Genomic DNA, 18,987 nt, shown 5'->3' with positions numbered 1-18,987 from the left:
TAATAAATTATGTTTTCCCGATGTTTTAAATGGCATTTGTCACGTTAAATAATTATTGAGTAGATAAAAGTTAGACAGGTCTCTACAATTGGTTGAGCTGCCTAACTTTTTTTCACGTATTGAAGCTTGTCAATTCTTTCGGAGTGTTATTAATAGGTGACCTATTTTATTCTGAAATTTATGTACATGTATAGGACCGCTAATTACCACTAAAGCCGGATGCTTACTGTGAGTACCTCTTAAATCGCCTCTAAACATGTATCGTTTACATATGCTAGACAAAAGGAAGCACATATATGTAAACGGTGGGATTTTTAGCTTCTTAAAAATAGGATTGACTAATACGTGTTGCAATCACACAGTTCTATTTAAATGATCAAGCTGTAAAAGTGTTGTATGATAGATAAAAATGTACTCTAACAAGGAACAATTTTATTACTGAATATGAGGAGGAATCGCAATGAATGAAACAATTAAGACGATTATGAATCACCGATCTGTCCGTAAATTTACAGATGAAAAGTTAACAACGGAACAAATACATACAATTGTACGCGCTGCTCAGCAGGCTTCTACATCGAGCTATGTAATGGCGTATACCATTATCGGAGTTACAGATGAAGATAAAAAAGAAAAACTCTTTGCAATTTCGGGACAGCCGTATGTTAAAAACAATGGCCATTTATTTATCTTCTGTGCAGATTTACAGCGTAATTATCAGCTAACAGATAAAAGTACAACCGTAATAAATGGTTTACAAAGTACAGAACAATTTATCGTAGCAACAGTAGACGCTTCTTTAGCAGCTCAAAACGCAAGTATTGCAGCAGAATCATTAGGCTTGGGAATTTGTTATCTCGGTAGTTTACGAAACGATATTAATCAAACGAATGATATTTTAGAGCTTCCAGATTATGTAATTCCTCTGTTCGGTTTAGCTGTTGGCTACCCTGCAAAGCAAACAGAGAAAAAGCCACGTTTACCAATAGATGTGATTTACCATGAAAACAAGTACAATACCAACGAAGCCAAGCAGAAGGAGCTCATTCATTCTTTTGACGAACATATTACCGATTATTATAAAGGACGTTCAGAAAACAAACGAATGGACACGTGGTCGAATCAAATAAGAAACAAATATAGTACAAATATACGAATGGACGTAAATCAATTTGTTAAAAACAAAAAAATGAATACGCATTAATGAATTAACTCTATACAATAGGGATTTGCATTTGTCTCAGATTCATAAAAAAGCCAGGAATGTATCGTCAATTGATGATCTTCCGGGCTTTTTTTATGTGCTTTTTTAACAGTAATCTCTCTCTACTTCCAATCTCCAGTAGGTATTCTTCCATAAAGAGGTAAATTATGCGAAGTATATTTATACCGTTTTAACACAAATATATATTGATAAGCAAAAAGGAGGTTATTTTATGACTGTTGGAAGTCAAGTGAAACAAGCTATTGCAGGATTAAAGAGTGTGCAAGCGAGTTTTGAACAGTTTGCTTTGCAAACGGAAAATAAACAAGCAAAACAACTGTACGCAAATGCTGCAGAACAAACAAATGCTGTTTTACAAAGTGTTCAGCCTCGGTTGCAAGAAATTGAACAAGAGGAACCTCAATACAAGCAATTTTAACGTGTTACTGATTAAGCTTACTATTTTGGTGCATTCCATTGAATCCGTGCAATGGAATGTTCCATTCAGGAAAGAAATGAGTGAACATAAATGAGTATACGAAATATATTTGTCTTGTGCTTTGTTCTATTATTAAGTGCTTGCCAAAAGGAACCAACATTGGATACATCTGAACAAGAAAAAAGTGAAGTTGAGTTTAAAGAAATAACCGCGAATTCGATTATAGAACAAGCGCCTTCCAATCAAGCAAAAAAAATGCTCCAAAATTATGAGGAAGTTACAAAGATAAACGCTGTAAATACAACAAAAGATTTAGTAATAGCATTTGAAATAGAGCATCATGAACGAATTTCTTTAAATCAGTTTGAGAGCGTGTTAAAGGAAAAGATGAAGAAGTCATTTGAGAACTACAATGTTCAGCTGTCAACTGACAAAAAGATCATTATTGAACTGGAGCAATTGGAAAGTGCAATAACGAACCGCTCAATTTCCTCCAAGGAATTAAACAAGAAAATTAAAGATCTCATCAAATTATCAAAAGAACATACGTAAGGATATGGTGGGTAAGCTATGGCTGATCAAAAGAAAAAAAAATTAACTCCAGAAGCACAAGCGTATCAACAATTACAAAAAGAGAAGGAAATAAAACGGCCGCTGCTTAAAAATTGTATGAAAGCATTTTTTGTTGGTGGATTTATTTGTTTTATCGGGCAAATAATAACGACTTGTTATATCTATTTCTTTGACTTTACCGAACAAACCGCTGGAAATCCAACCGTTGCTACATTAATTTTTATTACGATGTTTTTAACTGGTTTCGGTATATACGATCACTTAGGTCAATTTGCAGGAGCCGGAACAGCTGTACCTGTTACCGGATTTGCTAATGCAGTCATTTCCTCGGCAATTGAACATAAAACGGAAGGATTCATTCAAGGGGTTGGAAGTAATATGCTTAAATTGGCTGGACCTGTTATTGTTTATGGTGTTTTTTCTGCATTTGTAATTGCACTTATTAAAACAGTCCTCATTAAATGGGGGGGATTGTAATGCTCGTGGGACATCAAACATGGGAGTTTCCAAATCAGCCAGTGATTATTTCTACTGGTACGGTTGGTGGGCCTTTTGAAGCGAAAGGCAATATTCCTGAAGCATTTGACATTCTCCATGATGATACATGGTTAAAACAACCGTCTTTTGAAAAAGCACACCAGCTTATGATGGAGGAAGCATGTCAAATTGCAATAAAAAAAAGTACGATTAAAAAGGAACAAGTCGAATTTTTTCTTGGTGGCGATTTAATTAATCAAATAACTCCGACAAATTTCACAGCTGAAACAATGGCCATCCCTTATTTAGGTCTTTTTAGTGCTTGTGCCACATCGATGGAAGGATTAGCATTAGCTGCCTTTTTAATAAACGGCGGCGGTGCAAATTATATATTGACCGGTAGTGCAAGTCATAACTCTGCTGCCGAAAGACAATACCGTTATCCTACCGAATATGGCGGCCAAAAACCTCCAACCGCTCAATGGACGGTTACTGGAGCTGGCAGTGCGCTCGTTGCTAAGAATGGGACTGGTCCCAAAATCACCTCCGCCACAATTGGAAAAGTAATTAACATGGGCATTACCGACCCATTTAATATGGGTGGTGCAATGGCTCCTGCAGCAGCAGACACAATAGTAGCCCATTTACGTGATCGGAATGTGGACGCTTCGTATTATGATTTAATTATAACGGGAGACCTCGCTAAGATAGGTAGAGACGTTTCATTCGAGCTTCTAAAAAAAAGTGGGATCAATATTACGAATAATCAATATGTCGATTGCGGCTTAACAATTTATCGAGATGAGCAGCCAGTGCAGTCCGGTGCTAGTGGGTCAGCATGCTCAGCAATTGTCACGTATGGTCACTTTTTAAAGGCAATGAAAGCTGGAGAGCTCCAACGTATTTTAATTGTCGCTACTGGCGCTCTCCATTCCCCACTAAGTATACAGCAAGGAGATTCAATACCATGTATTGCGCATGCTGTATCAATCGAAAAAGGAAGTGGTACGTCGTGATATTTTTATGGGCATTTATAATTGGTGGTCTCATTTGTGTGATCGGACAAATTATGTTTGACGTTTTTAAACTTACCCCTGCACATACATTAACTGCGTTAGTCGTTCTTGGTGCGATATTGGACGGCTTCGGATTGTATGAACCTTTAATTAACATTGCAGGCGCAGGAGCTACGGTACCCATTACGAGCTTTGGTAACTCTCTTGTCCATGGCGCTATGGCAGAGGCAAAAGAGCATGGAATTATCGGAGTTGTAACTGGTATTTTTGAAGTCACGAGTGCAGGTATCTCGTCTGCTATCGTTTTCGGAGTAATTGGTGCTCTTTTATTTAAACCAAAAGGATAGGAGGTGTATTTGTTATGACGGTTGGTTCTCAAGTTAAAGGATGCTATTTTTCAATCAAAAGTGCAAAAGCTACACTTCAACAGCTAATAAGTAAGTCCCAAACTAAAGAGTCAAAGCAAGCATTTGAAGAGGCCACTCAACTACTTACTGAAATACAGGAAGATCTTGGAAAACAAGTAACTTACCTGTCTATAGAAGAACCACAATACAAATAGAAGTGATCGTATTTTCCAATAAAAGCAGAACCTTCAATGATATAGGAAAGGAGAAATCCAATATATGCCTGAGTGGATTTATGTCGTAATTCGATCTTTTTCGCTGCTCGTAGTGTTGTTTTTTTTAACGAAATGGCTTGGTAAAAAGCAAATATCACAATTAAATATTTTTGAATATATTACAGGTATCGTTCTAGGTGGAATCGTTGCAATTCATTCCTTTGACACGAATGCAAATATTGTTTATGGACTAATTGCTATGTTTGTTTGGTTCATCATCCCATATACTGTTGAACTCATTTCATTAAAAAGCAAATCATTTCGTGATTTTACCCAAGGGAAAAGTACAGTTTTTATTCAAGATGGAAAAATAATGGAGGATAATTTAAAAAAGGAAGGTTTTTCAACCGATGATTTGCTACAGCATCTACGTGACAACGACATTTTTTACACAGCAGATGTGGAGTTTGCGGTGCTTGAGCCGTCCGGGACGTTAAGTGTCTTACCAAAAAGGGAAAACAAATCACTTACAGCGAAAGACTTAGGGATCCAGTTGCCTCCAAAAAAGGAACCCCAAACCGTAATTATGGATGGGAAAGTGCAGCTCGAGCCGTTAGCAAATCTATCCTTAAATCCGACTTGGCTCGAAGCAGAACTCGATAAAATGAATATAGCGATTGAAAATGTTTTTTTAGCTCAAGCCGACAGTGATGGTCAATTAACTGTCGATTTATATGATGATAACATTTCTGTTCCAAGCCCATCAGAAAAGCCGCTTCTTTTAGCAACATTAAAAAAGTGCCAAGCAGATCTAGAGCTGTTTACTTTAGAAACAAACAATCCTCATTCCAAACAAGTATATAATACAGCAAGTCAAAAACTGCAGAAAGCGATTGACATTGTAACTCCATACGTAAAGTAATTTATGGGTAAAAAAATACGAATCCAGTTCAACTATTATAAGGAAATTACTATTGTATAAAGTAAATAGCAATTTTTAAAAGGAACGTTGTCTTCTATTCGTTTACAATCGATGTACGTTAAACGGAACGATACATAAAAGATAGTACTTTTGGGAAATGTAGATTTAAATAGAAGGATCAAAGGGGTTTTAAAAGTGCTTTCACTGCTTGTTAAATTATTATTTAATAATGAACCATCCAGTACACAAAAAAATGCAGCTGATACGCTTAAGGAAAAAAAGGTAACAGCTAATTTACGCCATACATTGCAAACATTTGAGAACTTATATTATTATCCAGTGAATAACGATGTAAAAATTCGCCACTTGCAAATTAGTGAAAAAAAAACAGATGCTGCCCTATTGTTTATTAATACGATCATAAAAAAAGAAACCGTTGAAACTGCAATTCTTCGTCCATTGCTCGAACATAGGAGTGACGCAAACAAGATAAATGAAGTTATTACCGACTACTCTGTTACAACGGAGCAACAAATTAGCAATATCGTACAAGCAATTAATAATGGAAGTGTAGCCTTATTTATTCATGGTGCATCTGAAGCATACATTATTAATGCTGCTGATTTTAAAGGGAGGCCAATTGAAAAGCCTGAAAATGAAATTACATTAAAAGGACCAAAAGAAAGTTTTAATGAAACCGTCCAATCAAATATTTCCTTAATCCGAAAAAAAATTAGAAACGAAAATTTAACGGTTGAATCAACCGTTGTCTCTAAACGATCAGGAAACGAAGTGAAAATTTTATACGTTCGAAATTTAGTGAATGATGCATTGCTTTCTGAAATTAAGGGCCGATTAAATAATATAGATGTTGCATCCATTCGAAACCTCTCTATATTAGAGCAATACATAGAGGATAGGAAACGATCTATATTCTCAACGTTATTAAATACAGAACGACCGGATGTGACCGCTGAGTATTTATTGGATGGCTATATTGTCTTATTAATGGATAACTCACCCGATTCCCTTATCCTTCCCGCAACTTTTTGGTCATTTTTTCACGATGCAGAAGATCGCTATTTACGGTTTGTAAACGGTAATTTCACTAGAATTATACGAATGCTTGCTATGTTTATCACCTTATTTATTTCAGCTATTTACGTGGCAATTACACAGTTTCACATTGAAATGCTCCCTCCCTCTCTATTGCTTGCGGTTGCAACAACGAGAGAGTTGGTTCCATTTCCACCTATTATTGAAATTTTATTAATGGAAATTGCATTTGAATTAATTCGCGAGGCAGGCTTACGCGTACCTTCACCAATTGGCCCAACGATCGGTATTGTAGGTGCTTTAATATTAGGGCAAGCTGCAGTAGAAGCTAATATTGTTAGTCCAATTGTCGTTATTGTAGTAGCTTTAAGCGGACTAAGCTCGTTTGCTATTGGCAATTTATCATTAAACTTTGCGATGCGCTTAACTCGTTTTTTTATTATTTTATCTGCAGCATTATTTGGTATTTATGGAGTTGTTTCGTTATTTACGATCGGAATATTTTATTTAGTTTCGATTAAATCATTTGGGGTTCCATACTTTTCCCCACTTGCACCACGTTACAAAGCATCCAATGATACGTATTTCCGATCATTATTAACTAATGAAATATTTCGTCCAGGGTATTTAAAACCAAAAGACATAAAAAAAAGTAGGTAGTTTACATTGGATCAAACGCAAGGAAAGATCGGTTTAAAAGAATATATTGGAATCGCCCTCATTATTATCGGTACGAAGCTGACCGATAATACACCTACTTTATTTTTTTACACGTTGCAAAACTCAGCATGGCTATCTCCTTTTATTAATGGTGTTATTTCTATTTTCCCGCTTTATATATTAATAAAGGTTATTAACGCTTATGAACATAAAAATTTACTTAAAGTAATCAATCATTTATTTGGTAACCAAATCGGCACAATATTTATATTCGTTTTGTGGCTTACTTTAGCTGCATTAATAATTGTTGAAACCGCTACCTACGTCGACCTTATTAATACGATGTATTTTCCAAAAACTCCTCCCATTGTCATATATATTGTATTAATACTTGTTTGTGTATATGCAGCAAATAAAGGGATAGAGCAATTAGGCGCGGTTGCATGGATATTTGTTCCCTTTATTAAATTGTCGTTTATAACCGTATTTTTTCTTGCTGTTGGAAATGGCCAATTGGAGTTTTTGTATCCCATATTTGGACCAGGCGCTTGGGAAATTGTTAAAGAAAGCACAATTAAATTATCGATCTATATCGAATTACTCTATTTGTGCTTTTTAATACCATATATGAAAAGTATAAAACAATTTAAAAAAGGAACTACGTTTGCATTGGCTTTTTTAATTTTTCAATTAACAATAGGGTTTTCTGCGTATCTCGTCTTGTTTGATGCTAAGGCAGTTCAGATGTTGGACTTTCCATTTCATGAAGTGTTGCGTTTTATTAATATCGGCTTTCTAACTAACATAGAAATGTTCTTTTTTCCTTTTTGGTTGCTTGCAACGTTTGTCCGTTTTACATTTTATCTATATATGACCGCTTTTTTATTTGGTCATTTATTTAAAATAAAACACTTTGAATTTACGTTATTCCCGATTGGATTACTCATTATATTTATTGGATCAATCCCAGATGCACGTGCGTATACGTTGTTTTTATTTAGAGAACAATTTATTAACTATTTATCATTACTCGTTTTCCTTCCTTTTTTATTATGGATGCTTGCAAAAGTTAAAGGAGATTTAAACAATGATTTTAAATAACATCGATAAACTATTGTTACTGCTATTTGTAGCGACTATTTTAACTGGATGCTGGGATTTAAAGTCCATTGATGAAAAAGCTTTTGTAGTTGCAATTGGTCTTGATAAAGCAAAGGAAAATCGTATAAAAGTAAGTTACTTAATTGAGAATCCTTTATTAAGCTCTCAGCAAGGAAAAGGAAGCGATGTTCCCCCTCGAAAAGTAGTATCCTTTATTGCAAATGATTTTATTGCCGCGAAGGATACTGCAGACACCATTACTACAAATGAAATTACGTACGATATGCTTCGATTTATCTTCATCTCTGAACAATTTGCTGAAGAAGAAAATTTAATACGATGGATGTATGATGCGGCAAAGGAAATGGAAATACGGAGAGATACGAAGTTAATTGTAACAAAAGAACAAGTAAGCGATTATTTCTTAAAAAACGAACCCGTTTTTGATCAAAAACCACATCGGTACTACGATCTAATATTTGAAAGAGTAGGTGCAACAGGAATGATTCCAAGAGATAGTCAATTGCTCTACTATTATCGAATTACAGAGGCAGATGCTGATTTATTTTTGACACCGTACACGACAACTGAAATAGAAGAAAAAAATAGATATACGAACGAAGATCAATTTCTTGCCGGCGAGAAACAATTAACAGGAATATTAAACAATACACAAGCTGCTGGTTCTGCGGTTTTTAAAGAGGGAAAGATGATTGGTAAAATAACAGGGGAGGAAACTCGTCTTGCTACTATGTTAAATAATACTTTGGAAGTAGCAAATATTCTTACAACCTTTCCTGATCCATTCGATGAACGCTACCGGATTGCAACAAGAATGAAAAGCAATAAAAGTACGAAAATAAAAATGAATCTAAAAAAGGAAACGCCGTCCATTGATGTAACAGTTCCATTAGAGGTTGACGTCTTAACCAATCATAGTATGACCCCTTACTGGGGAAAGGATATAGAAAAGCGAGAAACCGTTAAACGATCGATTGAAGAAGATCTAAAGGCAAAGCTTGAGGAATTTATAAAAAAAACACAAGAAGAATTAAAAGGGAATCCCTTCGGCTGGTCTTTACAAGCAAGAAAGCAATTCAAAACAAATAAAGAATATATAGACTTTAACTGGATGGAAAAATACCCTACGATGAACATATCTGTTTCGGTTGAAGTAAAACTAGGAAGCTTTGGTCGACAAAGTGTAGTGCCTAAGTTGAAGGACGTGAGGGATTAATATGAATATTTTAATGTCGAGTATATGGCTTTTAATTTTAATTGGATTTGTATATACCGCTGGGTTTGCATACACACTTTGGAAACAAAAAAATAGAATTGGTGCGTTCTCTATCTTTTTGCTTGCATGCGCGATTATCGTAACACCTTTTTTTTCTGTTCTAAAGTAAAAATCGAAAAGCCAGAGCTAGGTGCTCTGGCTTGTTTATTCATTAATTTTAATTGCAATTTTCCCAAATTGCTTATTGGGCTCCAAATATTCAAAGGCTGTCTTTGTTTCATCCAACGGAAACGTCCGATCGACAACCGGGTGAATTTGATGTTTTTCCATAAAGCTAAGTAGCTCCCTTAGCTCATCTCTACTCCCCATCGTTGAACCGAATAATTGATATTGTGAATAAAAGAAATTTCTTAAATTAAAATCAATCGTGTCCTCTGTTGTAGCACCGAAAACTACGATTCGTCCGCCTTTTTTCAAGACGTCCAAAGAACGATTGAACGTCGCTCGTCCAACACTTTCAATAACGAGATCTATTGTTTCCTGCTCTAATTCTTTCGTCCAGTCACTTGCCGTATCGATCGCACGATCTGCGCCAAGTTTCAGTGCTGCTTCTCTTTTTTCTTTGCTTCGAGATGTAACAATCACTCGTGCCCCCGTGCTTTTCGCATAAGAAATTAAATACGTAGCAACACCGCTCCCTGCACCAGGAATAAAGACTGTTTCACCTTGTTTCAGCTGCCCTTGTGTGAACATTGCACGGTACCCTGTTAGTGCTGCTAAAGCCACTACACCTGCTTCCTCCCAAGTCAGATAAGATGGCTTTAATTCAACTTGATCCGAATGTATTACAATTTTTTCGGCTAACGTTCCATGATCAGGCATTCCTAATATGTCAAATTCTTCAGGAGGTGCTGCACTATTTTCAAACCAACGTAATGCCGGGTTAATAATAACTTCATCCCCTCGTTTCACGTTTTCAACACCTGTACCGATCGCTTCAACGACACCAGCACCATCGGATCCGAGAATTAACGGTTCTTCTTTCACCCCGTAACGATTCGGTATATATAAATCCCGTCGATTTAATCCGGCAACACGCAATGAAATCACTACTTCTCCCGCTTTTGGTTCAGGGTCTTCCATTTCTTTTACGAGTAGTTGACCATCTTCTAGTACGAATGCTTTCATTCCTGTCATCCTTTCTGTACGATGTGCGTTTTAGTGAATACTCACATCGTATTTACTTCTAAGTAATATATTGACTAAATTGTTCCAATTCTTCTTCATTAATTATATCATGGTAGAAGAGCGGAATGTAAATTAACTGCTTCCCCTTAAATGTTTGTTCAATTTGATTTACATACTTTTGCTCATGCTCTTTTCTCTTTTGAAAAAAGGCACCGTCAACTGCTTCCGGTAACACTTTATTTACGATCAATGTTTTTACGTGTAAATCGTAATTTTCCAATAGCTCAATCGCAGCTTTCGTTTCAAGGATAGGGAGTCTCTCTGGATTTAGAACGAAAATAAAACCCGTCTGCTCTGGATCAAGCATAATTTTTCTTACAGCTTCAAATCGACGCTGTCTATCCTTTAATACGTCATAAATTGGATCTTCTAACGGTTCTCCATCATTAAGTAGCTGTACATAATTTTCCTTTGTTTTTTTTCGTTTTTCAAGCAGTCCATGAATCCATACCCCCATTAACTCTGGAAGTGATAATAAGCGGATCGTGTGTCCGGTCGGAGCCGTATCAAAAACAAGTCGATCAAAATTGTTACTTTCTTCAAGAATAATCGTTATTAGTTTATCGAATAATGCAGCTTCATCAGCACCTGGGGAAGCTTGTGCCGTGTCCAATTGTCGATTTACTTCTTCCATCATTGTTGATTGTACAAGCCCTTTAATATTATCTTTTACACTTTGAATATACACCTTTGTTTCTTGCGCTGGATCAATTTCGAGTGCACTTAAGTTCTCCGAAACAGGAGTTATATGGGCGCCAACCTTTTGTTCAAAAATATGGCCGATATTATGGGCAGGATCTGTAGAAATTAGTAACGTTCTATAGCCTTTGTTCGCTAGTTTATAGGCGATAGCTGCAGAAGTTGTAGACTTACCAACTCCACCTTTTCCTCCAACAAATACTATCTTTTTAGTAAATTCCGGCACCTTTCATCTCCTCCAATCTGGACATACTAGCAGCAGCGAAAGCCGGAAAGCGGCGACTTTTCCATTCCCATACGTAAATGCCAATCATGAAACTGTTCAATCATATACGGATACAGTTCCAACGTATAGTAATAAACTGGGTTTGGAATACCAATCATCTCAGAATATAACAATAAAAGGAAGAGATCGTCCTCATCTCTCAGCTCACGAGCGATCTCTTGCCGATGTGGCATACTTAAAACCTCTTCATAAAATTGGATTACTTTCTTCACTTTATCTAACATTTTTTGTTCCCCTTTATACTTGATGAAGAAAAAGGGACCATTTTACCGGATCCCTCTCTCATTATTATTAACCATGTTTATATTCATCATCTATAGATTCATTATTCTGTCTTGTCAACGCTGATACAGCCGTTAAAGAAATCCAGATCGCAAAGATAAATATAATGGCACCCATTACGAATAACATCATATTTTCATTACTTCCAAACCATGACCATTCGAATAGCACTTGTTTAAACATAGCCCATAGTGTCATAACCATAACAAACAGCATTGGAACAATGGCAATGGCATAATTTCGGCCAAGTCTTTTTAGCCAAACAGCAATTAGTAATAAGCTGATACCTGCTAATAATTGGTTTGCCGTTCCAAATAATGGCCAAAGTAAATATCCACCGGAGCCAAACCCTTTCGGACCTTCTGGTAAAAGTACGAGCGCAGCACTAGAAATAACGGCAACAGAAGTTGCGACATGCTTTTTTTCCAATACTGGTATTTTATATTCAATCCCAAGCTCTGCAATAATATAGCGCATTAAGCGAACAGATGAATCTAACGTTGTTGCTGCAAAGCTGACAATAATAATTGAAACAATCGTCGTAGCAATATCTGCTGGAATTGCTAGCCCTGTAGCAAGCTGACTTGCACCTTGTACAAAGTTACCTAACCCACTGCTGCTTGCATCTGCAAAGCTGGAATACGTTGCTAAAAACTCTTCCTTAGAAGGAAACAGCGTAATTACAGCAATGATTGATATTAACGCCAAAACTCCTTCACCAGTTGCCCCGAGGTAACCAACAAATCGTGCATCTGTTTCTTTATTTAATTGTTTTGATGTCGTACCTGATGAAACAAGACCATGGAAGCCGGATATCGCGCCACAAGCAATAGTTATAAATAGTAGTGGGAACCATGAAATATCTGCGCCAGGGTTTGTAGCTGGAGCTGTTATTGTTGGATTCGTAAATAATAATCCCAAATATAAAATAGCTAAGCCAACGACTAACTGATGAGAATTAATAAAATCCCGCGGCTGAAGTAATTTCCAGACTGGAAGTGTTGAAGCGATGTATACATATACCATTAAAATAATAATCCAGATGAAAAAGGCACTCGATACTGCTCCTAAGCCAAATAATCCTGAACCATCTTCTCCACCCATGTATTGTACTAAGTCAATTTGCAAAAATCCTACTCTGCTTGCAATAACTGCTACTAGATACATAACAGCTAGTGCGATTAGTGAAGGTACAAGCATTTTTTTTTGCCTTTTATATACAGCATATCCAATCCAAATAGCTAGAGGAATTTGAATAAATACCGGAATTACACTTGCTGGGAATGTAATAAATAAATTAGCAATAACCCAAGCAAATACAGCGTTCACCATTAATACTAATATTAAAATGATAAATAAAAATAAGATCTTTGCCCGTTGACCAACTAAACGGTGTGCAAGTGTTCCGACAGATTGTCCTTTATTTCGTACTGACAAGACGATCGTACCGAAATCGTGAACACCTGCGGCAAAAACGGTACCGAGAACGACCCATAGTAAAGCTGGCAGCCAACCCCAGTATACTGCAATAGCTGGTCCAAGTATTGGGGCTGCTCCCGCAACAGATGTATAATGATGCCCCCAAAGAACGAACTTATTTGTCGGTACAAAGTCGACTCCATCTTTGTAGCGATGTGCTGGCGTTACATAATCAGGATCGAGCCTGAAAATTTTCTCTGCTATAAATTTAGAATAATACCGATAACCTAACGCAAACACAATCATAGCCAAAATAACGAGAACGATACTGTTCATTTATTCTCCCCCTAATAAATTATTTGCTCAGCTGCTAAACCGAGCAGCATATCCTCTAGTTTGTAATAATTACTATAAGATATAAAGATTATTTTACCATAAAAAGTATGTTAAACCAATTCCTGTTTAATAGAAAATTTTAACAATGTTGAATAATGTGCACTATCGGAAAATATATAAGGTTATCTGCTTTGCTTCATACGCTAATTCGTTGTTAATCTCCAGCAATACAGTTCATCGTTTGGAGCTTTCAACATTCTAAAATCCGCGAATGCGCAATCTACGAGATATGTGCTATCAAACATAAGAAACCGAACATGCTACATTGCATGTTCGGTTTCCGATTGTTTACATTTCTACTATATATCGTGTCTTTTATTTTTCAAATAGGCGTGCATCGTGCCATTTAACGAAAATTCGTTTGGCTCTTTTCTCTTTATTACTACCTATTCCAATTCACACGTACACATACTTCTAGTATAGTTTTCCTTGACGATATAAAATTGTCGAGAGCTTTAAGACGGAATGGATATAACACGTTTTCCTTAACGTGTACGCATTGGAAAAGAAAGTTGGAAATACGTTATCAAATGTTTTTTTCATTTTTTCATACAGCCGACGAAAAACCTCTTCTTCCGTAAAGAACTGCGTTTCCTTTCCTTGGATCCACTCAAAGTAAGAAACAATTACACCACCAGCATTCGCTAAAATATCAGGGATTATAAGCGTACCTGCATTTGTTAAATACTCATCCGCTTCATTTGTAATCGGTGCATTCGCTCCTTCGACAACAATTTTAGCTTTAATTTTCTCCATATTATCCGAGTGAATTTGGTTTTCCAACGCTACTAAAAACAATGCATCTATATTTAAATATAAAATATCTTCCCTTTCTAGAATTTCTGCCTGTACTTGAGCGGCATGCAATTCCTCAGCATTTCTGGGTAAATCCCCATTATTTTTGTCTGTATATTTAACGAGTGCTGGAATATCCAGTCCATCCTGTTGATATAAGGTTACATTTCGATCACTCACAGCTACTATTTTATTGTTTATATGACTGCATTGATATGCATTTAATGCAGCAGCTGATCCAACATTTCCAAACCCTTGAAAAGCTAATGTTAGAGATTGATCGTACGTTTCAAGTACAGTATGTGCGTCCGCTGACTTTCGATCTTCTAGCCAGCTTTTTTGTTCTTTTACAAAATCATGAAGCAAGTAGCGAAATGTAAAATAAACACCTTTACCGGTTGATGTACGCCTACCTAAAGAACCACCATTTTCCACACTTTTCCCTGTAAAACTCCCGAGATAATCTCTACCCGGATGGATACTTTTGAACTCCCCCATCATCCAGTCCATTTCACGCTCTCCCGTACCGACGTCAGGGGCAGGGATATCCTCATTGGGACCAATTACTTTCGTAAAATATTGCACATATTTTACACATATCGCATGCAAGTCTTTCGCAGTATAATTTCGAGGGTTAATAACAACTCCGCCTTTTCCACCACCAAAAGGAACCTCATGCAATGCGTTTTTTAGGGTCATTAAAGAAGATAAATTTACTACTTCATCTTCATTTACAGATTCATGAAAACGAATTCCGCCCTTATATGGGCCAAGAATATTGTTATGCTGCACGCGATATGCAGGAATACGAACAACACTGCCATCTTCTAATGCAATTCGCAAAAACGATTTGTGCACATGATTTGGCGTTGATAATATGGATACTAAAGAAGTAAATGCTTTTTCTCTTTTTCCATTATGTAAGTCACACAAAAATGAATCATCATCGAAAAGAGCATTCAATGACCTTTGAACAATTGCTGCGGTTCTACTTTCCACTTTTGTTTTCCCTCCACCATAAAGTATTCAATCTATGGAAAGTGTTCCCATATATTACATGATTCAAACATACAGATTAGTAGGTTAACCGATACAAATTTGATTAACTGGAAAAATAAAATGCAGCAATTTCAACCTACCCAAATTTTCTTGATAAATTAATTTCAAATGCATACAGATCGCTCCGGTAAAATGCTTCTTCATATTCAATTATTTTATCGAACTGATCTTTAATAACTCGCTCAGCTTTAAGCACACACGTCTCCGGTTCTATCTGTAAGTAATCTCTATCCATCTCTGACACATTCCCACAGCTGATTTTTTGATTTGCTTCTGTAAATTGGATGCCCAAATCATTTTCAATCACTTCATATAACGTAATTTCATTCAAATCATAATCCGCTAAACGTTCTCCAATAAATATAGGATAGTAATGTTGCTCAATACCAATTGGGAATTCATCTCCTAAGCGCAGGCGTTTTAAATAATACGCCTCTGTAAAGTTAGTAATCTCTTGAACATACGCTGGAGGCGTTGTTTTATAAAACTCAATTAATTTAGCACCTGGTTCCATATTCAATCGGCGTATCGTTTCCGTCGTACTACTTAAATGACCGAGCCAGTTATGGATTGGTTTCAATGATACAAAAGTTCCCTTTCCATGTTTCTTTATTAAAGCGCCTTCCCGAACCAATTGATTAATCGCTTCTCTTACAGTGCTTCTACTTACATTATATTGCTGCATGAATTCACGTTCACTCGGTATTTGTTCAACGAGCTTACCTTCAATAATCCTTCTCTCGATTGTATTCTTTAACTGGATGTGCAATGGTACATGACTCTCTTTATCCAAACGCACAGCTCCCCCTCATTTCTCTTCTGTTATATAAATTGTTTGCTCTCAACCTACTGCGATTAAATGTCCAAAGCAGGCAATTAGTGTAAAGCTAATTAATCCTACAGATAAAGCAGCAACAAACCCTATATAAAAGGGTTTTATTCCGATCCCTTTAAATTTACTGAAATCTGTTGATAAACCAACACCTGCCATCGCCATCCCTAATAAATAGGTAGTCCCGAATGAACTGCTTAACGTGTAAAGACTTTCCCACGTTGTACGATTCAAGAAGCCAAAAGCATTACCTAATTGCTCCAAAGTCATATCCCCCACCGTGCGTAGGAGAGCAAACAGAAGAAAGCCGATAACGAATAACGGTATAAATGTATACCACTTTGGTAATTTTGTTTCGCTTTTCAGTTGTGTACCCTCTTCTTCCACCGTATTTTTATAATATAAGTATGATACAAACGGAATAATTCCAATAATAAACAAATTTCTTGTCAATTTTGTTACTGTTGCTACATCAACTACTTTTTTCATATCAAATACTTGATCATAAATTAAAGCTGATCCAGTCACTTGTGCGGTATCATGTATTGCTGTACCTAAGAACATACCCGCTTTAATCGGATCACCTGCGAAAAAGAAATGAGCTAGAAAAGGGTACAACAGCATGCCAGTTAATCCAAAAATTGTTATATTTGCAACAGCATAAGAGATTTCATCCTCTTTTGCTTCAATTACTGGAGAGGTAGCCATAATCGCCGTCACTCCACATATACTCGTGCCACATGCAATAAGCGTCCCTAGTCGATTCGATTGTTTCATTTTGTTTGTTAAATATAAGGTAATAAATAGTCCCGCAGAAATACATGTAATAATTAAAGGGATTCCGAGTGCACCGAGCTTTAACGCTTCCAGTAAACTTAACCGTAAGCCAAGTAGGACAATTCCAGCTCGTAGTGCATACTTTACCGAAAATGCTATTCCTTTTGAAAATATGGATGATACACCGATCGTATTTCGGATAATAATTCCGATAAGTATTGCAACAAAAATACCTGATATTGGTGTCTTACTTCCTGCAGACAGTATATTTTGTTTTATCAATAAATAACCGATAAGCTCTGCCCCGTAGATACCAATCAACATTACAAATATACTTAATACTAAACCTGGTGAATGTTTGAAGAGTATTTTTGGAAGGATCTCTTTAGTAATTTTAATCATTTTTTCTTCCTCCAGTAGTTTAAGATGCTCTTTTAAAATCATCATTTCGCTTAATAGAGCATTCAACCAATAATCCTTTTCACGTCATCGTAACATTATGTGTTAGTGACGTCACTACAACTCGAAGGATCTATTTTTAAATTCATCTCACCAGCTTCAATTCCCTTTAAAACTTTACCTAAGACCAATTTTAACTTCCTCCAGTTTTTTCAACAAAGAATGATAAAGTTTTTCTATATCCTTCTTAGTCGGAACAATTCGATTTGTTACAATCCCATTTCCGCCTAACGTTTCCTCAACAAGAATAGGTATGTTTTTTTCAAAATTACTGATATTAATATAGTTTAAACCATCTACCCATATATTGAATTGATCATTATACCTCTCTACAGTCCCTATCGCCTTTTCAGCTAAAACACTGGTATTTTGACGTTTATCCTCACCGAGACAAACAGCAATGGTCGAATAGCTGTCAATTGAAGCTTCTAAGCCAAAACGCATAACAAAAGGTAATAGTAAGGCTACACTTAACCCATGCGGGATTTCAAATTTAGCTCCTAAAGATCTACCTGCTGCATGTGCTAGATTCGTTGAAGCGTTTGAAAAGGCAATGCCAGCATAACAACTAGCTAATAACATTTCCTTTCTCGATTCAATATCTGTACCGTCGTGATATACCTTGGGAAGAACTCGACCAATGATTTCAATCGCAGTTAAAGCATATTTATCCGTTAAATCCGAAGCTAAATTAGATACATATGCTTCAATAGCATGTGTTAATGCGTCTAGACCTGTATAAGCAGTTAAATGTTTCGGTAAGCTCATCGTAATCTCAGGATCAAGAATAGAAATATCTGGAACAAGGTCTTTATGACCTGGATTCATTTTAATATTTGTTTCACTATTCGTTATTACCATTATTTTAGTAACTTCAGATCCTGTTCCAGCAGTAGTAGGAATTGCTATTAACGGCAATCTATTTAAGCGCTTTTGTTTATGTATTTGTTCCCAGTTGATTTTATCGTTTACAGAAAATAAAGACACCGCTTTCGCTAAATCAATAGCACTGCCTCCACCTATCGCTATAACAGAATCAGCTTCAACTTCATTCAACTTAGCAATCGCCAACTTCATATGGGCTGTAGAAGGTTCTCCTTTAAAATTCGAAAAAAAAGTCACATTTATATTTTCATTTAGAGCCAACTCTTCAATTTTTTTATCATAAGCAAATTGTTCAGACAGTAAAAACGCATCAATTATAACAAACATATGATTTACACCTATACCACTTGCGATACATGGTAACTTTTCTATGCTCTTTATACCAAATTCAATTTGTCTTGGTAAAAATAATGAAGTCATCTATAACCCTCCAAGTTAAAAAATATTTTATCTCATGAATCCAGTTAACCATAAACTAACTTGTGGTATGTACGTAACTAAAATTAATACAAATAACATTGTAATCAACAATGGTAGAATTGGTTTAAATAATTTCTCCAGCTTCAACTTTGCAACACTAGCAGCTACAAATAAGTTAACTCC

21 protein-coding genes are annotated in these 18,987 nt (G+C 36.1%); 12 read left to right on the top strand and 9 right to left on the bottom strand.

Annotated features, from left to right (window positions below; all coding sequences use genetic code 11):
* Positions 1-460: 460 nt before the first annotated feature.
* The 12 genes from nfsA to ACLIBH_RS13395 all read left to right on the top strand — a co-directional run bounded on the left by nfsA (position 461) and on the right by ACLIBH_RS13395 (position 9,416).
* Positions 461-1,204 (top strand): oxygen-insensitive NADPH nitroreductase, encoded by a 744-nt coding sequence (gene nfsA / locus ACLIBH_RS13450; protein ID WP_439317228.1) that lies wholly within the window; start codon positions 461-463, stop codon positions 1,202-1,204.
* A 232-nt stretch (positions 1,205-1,436) separates the two neighbouring features.
* Positions 1,437-1,643 carry a DUF1657 domain-containing protein gene (locus ACLIBH_RS13445; protein ID WP_439317227.1) on the top strand — a complete coding sequence of 69 codons (207 nt, stop codon included), beginning with the start codon at positions 1,437-1,439 and terminating at the stop codon, positions 1,641-1,643.
* 90 nt (positions 1,644-1,733) lie between these two features.
* The gene (locus ACLIBH_RS13440) at positions 1,734-2,195 is read left to right on the top strand and encodes a hypothetical protein (RefSeq protein WP_439317226.1); all 462 of its coding nucleotides are present in this window, start codon (positions 1,734-1,736) and stop codon (positions 2,193-2,195) included.
* Between the two features lie 18 nt (positions 2,196-2,213).
* Positions 2,214-2,693 carry a stage V sporulation protein AC gene (gene spoVAC / locus ACLIBH_RS13435; RefSeq protein ID WP_439317225.1) on the top strand — a complete coding sequence of 160 codons (480 nt, stop codon included), beginning with the start codon at positions 2,214-2,216 and terminating at the stop codon, positions 2,691-2,693.
* Positions 2,693-3,709: a stage V sporulation protein AD gene (spoVAD, locus tag ACLIBH_RS13430; protein WP_439317224.1), complete on the top strand. Its 1,017-nt coding sequence runs from the start codon at positions 2,693-2,695 to the stop codon at positions 3,707-3,709. Before spoVAC ends, spoVAD begins: the two co-directional genes overlap by 1 nt.
* Complete coding sequence (spoVAE, locus tag ACLIBH_RS13425; protein ID WP_439317223.1) at positions 3,661-4,056, top strand: stage V sporulation protein AE; 396 nt, start codon at positions 3,661-3,663, stop codon at positions 4,054-4,056. The genes spoVAD and spoVAE overlap by 49 nt, the downstream gene beginning before the upstream one ends.
* A gap of 14 nt (positions 4,057-4,070) precedes the next feature.
* Positions 4,071-4,271, top strand: a complete 201-nt coding sequence (locus ACLIBH_RS13420; protein ID WP_439317222.1) for a DUF1657 domain-containing protein — start codon at positions 4,071-4,073, stop codon at positions 4,269-4,271.
* Between the two features lie 64 nt (positions 4,272-4,335).
* A complete protein-coding gene (locus ACLIBH_RS13415) occupies positions 4,336-5,193 on the top strand; it encodes a DUF421 domain-containing protein (protein ID WP_439317221.1) in 858 nt (285 codons plus the stop codon).
* Positions 5,194-5,388: 195 nt separating this feature from the next.
* Complete coding sequence (locus ACLIBH_RS13410; protein WP_439317220.1) at positions 5,389-6,909, top strand: spore germination protein; 1,521 nt, start codon at positions 5,389-5,391, stop codon at positions 6,907-6,909.
* A 6-nt stretch (positions 6,910-6,915) separates the two neighbouring features.
* Positions 6,916-8,010, top strand: a complete 1,095-nt coding sequence (locus tag ACLIBH_RS13405) for a GerAB/ArcD/ProY family transporter (protein WP_439317219.1) — start codon at positions 6,916-6,918, stop codon at positions 8,008-8,010.
* A complete protein-coding gene (locus tag ACLIBH_RS13400) occupies positions 7,997-9,247 on the top strand; it encodes a Ger(x)C family spore germination protein (protein WP_439317218.1) in 1,251 nt (416 codons plus the stop codon). Before ACLIBH_RS13405 ends, ACLIBH_RS13400 begins: the two co-directional genes overlap by 14 nt.
* Before the next feature lies 1 nt (position 9,248).
* Entirely contained in the window at positions 9,249-9,416 is a 168-nt protein-coding gene (locus ACLIBH_RS13395; protein WP_439317217.1) for a hypothetical protein, read from the top strand.
* 35 nt (positions 9,417-9,451) lie between these two features.
* Here the strand turns inward: ACLIBH_RS13395 and ACLIBH_RS13390 are convergent, their stop codons facing one another.
* From ACLIBH_RS13390 to ACLIBH_RS13350, 9 genes are all read right to left on the bottom strand, one after another.
* On the bottom strand, positions 9,452-10,435 hold the full coding sequence (locus ACLIBH_RS13390) for a zinc-binding dehydrogenase (RefSeq protein ID WP_439317216.1): 984 nt from the start codon (positions 10,433-10,435) through the stop codon (positions 9,452-9,454).
* A 58-nt stretch (positions 10,436-10,493) separates the two neighbouring features.
* Positions 10,494-11,420 carry an ArsA family ATPase gene (locus ACLIBH_RS13385; RefSeq protein ID WP_439317215.1) on the bottom strand — a complete coding sequence of 309 codons (927 nt, stop codon included), beginning with the start codon at positions 11,418-11,420 and terminating at the stop codon, positions 10,494-10,496.
* Positions 11,421-11,446: 26 nt separating this feature from the next.
* Complete coding sequence (locus tag ACLIBH_RS13380; protein ID WP_439317214.1) at positions 11,447-11,704, bottom strand: cory-CC-star protein; 258 nt, start codon at positions 11,702-11,704, stop codon at positions 11,447-11,449.
* A 67-nt stretch (positions 11,705-11,771) separates the two neighbouring features.
* Complete coding sequence (locus tag ACLIBH_RS13375) at positions 11,772-13,517, bottom strand: carbon starvation CstA family protein (protein ID WP_439317213.1); 1,746 nt, start codon at positions 13,515-13,517, stop codon at positions 11,772-11,774.
* A 474-nt stretch (positions 13,518-13,991) separates the two neighbouring features.
* The gene (locus tag ACLIBH_RS13370) at positions 13,992-15,371 is read right to left on the bottom strand and encodes a Glu/Leu/Phe/Val family dehydrogenase (RefSeq protein WP_439317212.1); all 1,380 of its coding nucleotides are present in this window, start codon (positions 15,369-15,371) and stop codon (positions 13,992-13,994) included.
* A gap of 136 nt (positions 15,372-15,507) precedes the next feature.
* Positions 15,508-16,230 carry a GntR family transcriptional regulator gene (locus ACLIBH_RS13365; protein ID WP_439317211.1) on the bottom strand — a complete coding sequence of 241 codons (723 nt, stop codon included), beginning with the start codon at positions 16,228-16,230 and terminating at the stop codon, positions 15,508-15,510.
* A gap of 42 nt (positions 16,231-16,272) precedes the next feature.
* Entirely contained in the window at positions 16,273-17,442 is a 1,170-nt protein-coding gene (locus ACLIBH_RS13360; protein WP_439317210.1) for a YeiH family protein, read from the bottom strand.
* Positions 17,443-17,616: 174 nt separating this feature from the next.
* Positions 17,617-18,804: an iron-containing alcohol dehydrogenase gene (locus ACLIBH_RS13355; RefSeq protein WP_439317209.1), complete on the bottom strand. Its 1,188-nt coding sequence runs from the start codon at positions 18,802-18,804 to the stop codon at positions 17,617-17,619.
* Between the two features lie 27 nt (positions 18,805-18,831).
* Positions 18,832-18,987 (bottom strand): TRAP transporter large permease subunit (locus ACLIBH_RS13350; protein ID WP_439317229.1); only part of this gene is annotated, 156 nt, incomplete at its 5' end.

This window comes from Virgibacillus sp. W0430 (genome assembly GCF_051846935.1).
Taxonomy (GTDB): domain Bacteria; phylum Bacillota; class Bacilli; order Bacillales; family Amphibacillaceae; genus JBPYCR01.
The sequence above is the reverse complement of the archived record's forward strand: the minus strand, read 5'-3'. Positions and strand labels throughout refer to the sequence as shown.

What these genes read in the sequence shown, in the direction of transcription:
- spoVAE (WP_439317223.1), top strand. Translation starts at nt 3,661, where the DNA reads ATGTATTGCGCATGCTGTATCAATCGAAAAAGGAAGTGGTACGTCGTG.
- ACLIBH_RS13395 (WP_439317217.1), top strand. Translation starts at nt 9,249, where the DNA reads ATGAATATTTTAATGTCGAGTATATGGCTTTTAATTTTAATTGGATTT.
- ACLIBH_RS13375 (WP_439317213.1), bottom strand. Translation starts at nt 13,517, where the DNA reads ATGAACAGTATCGTTCTCGTTATTTTGGCTATGATTGTGTTTGCGTTA.
- ACLIBH_RS13420 (WP_439317222.1), top strand. Translation starts at nt 4,071, where the DNA reads ATGACGGTTGGTTCTCAAGTTAAAGGATGCTATTTTTCAATCAAAAGT.
- ACLIBH_RS13380 (WP_439317214.1), bottom strand. Translation starts at nt 11,704, where the DNA reads ATGTTAGATAAAGTGAAGAAAGTAATCCAATTTTATGAAGAGGTTTTA.
- spoVAC (WP_439317225.1), top strand. Translation starts at nt 2,214, where the DNA reads ATGGCTGATCAAAAGAAAAAAAAATTAACTCCAGAAGCACAAGCGTAT.
- ACLIBH_RS13390 (WP_439317216.1), bottom strand. Translation starts at nt 10,435, where the DNA reads ATGAAAGCATTCGTACTAGAAGATGGTCAACTACTCGTAAAAGAAATG.
- ACLIBH_RS13360 (WP_439317210.1), bottom strand. Translation starts at nt 17,442, where the DNA reads ATGATTAAAATTACTAAAGAGATCCTTCCAAAAATACTCTTCAAACAT.
- ACLIBH_RS13445 (WP_439317227.1), top strand. Translation starts at nt 1,437, where the DNA reads ATGACTGTTGGAAGTCAAGTGAAACAAGCTATTGCAGGATTAAAGAGT.
- ACLIBH_RS13415 (WP_439317221.1), top strand. Translation starts at nt 4,336, where the DNA reads ATGCCTGAGTGGATTTATGTCGTAATTCGATCTTTTTCGCTGCTCGTA.
- ACLIBH_RS13440 (WP_439317226.1), top strand. Translation starts at nt 1,734, where the DNA reads ATGAGTATACGAAATATATTTGTCTTGTGCTTTGTTCTATTATTAAGT.
- ACLIBH_RS13355 (WP_439317209.1), bottom strand. Translation starts at nt 18,804, where the DNA reads ATGACTTCATTATTTTTACCAAGACAAATTGAATTTGGTATAAAGAGC.
- nfsA (WP_439317228.1), top strand. Translation starts at nt 461, where the DNA reads ATGAATGAAACAATTAAGACGATTATGAATCACCGATCTGTCCGTAAA.
- ACLIBH_RS13400 (WP_439317218.1), top strand. Translation starts at nt 7,997, where the DNA reads ATGATTTTAAATAACATCGATAAACTATTGTTACTGCTATTTGTAGCG.
- spoVAD (WP_439317224.1), top strand. Translation starts at nt 2,693, where the DNA reads ATGCTCGTGGGACATCAAACATGGGAGTTTCCAAATCAGCCAGTGATT.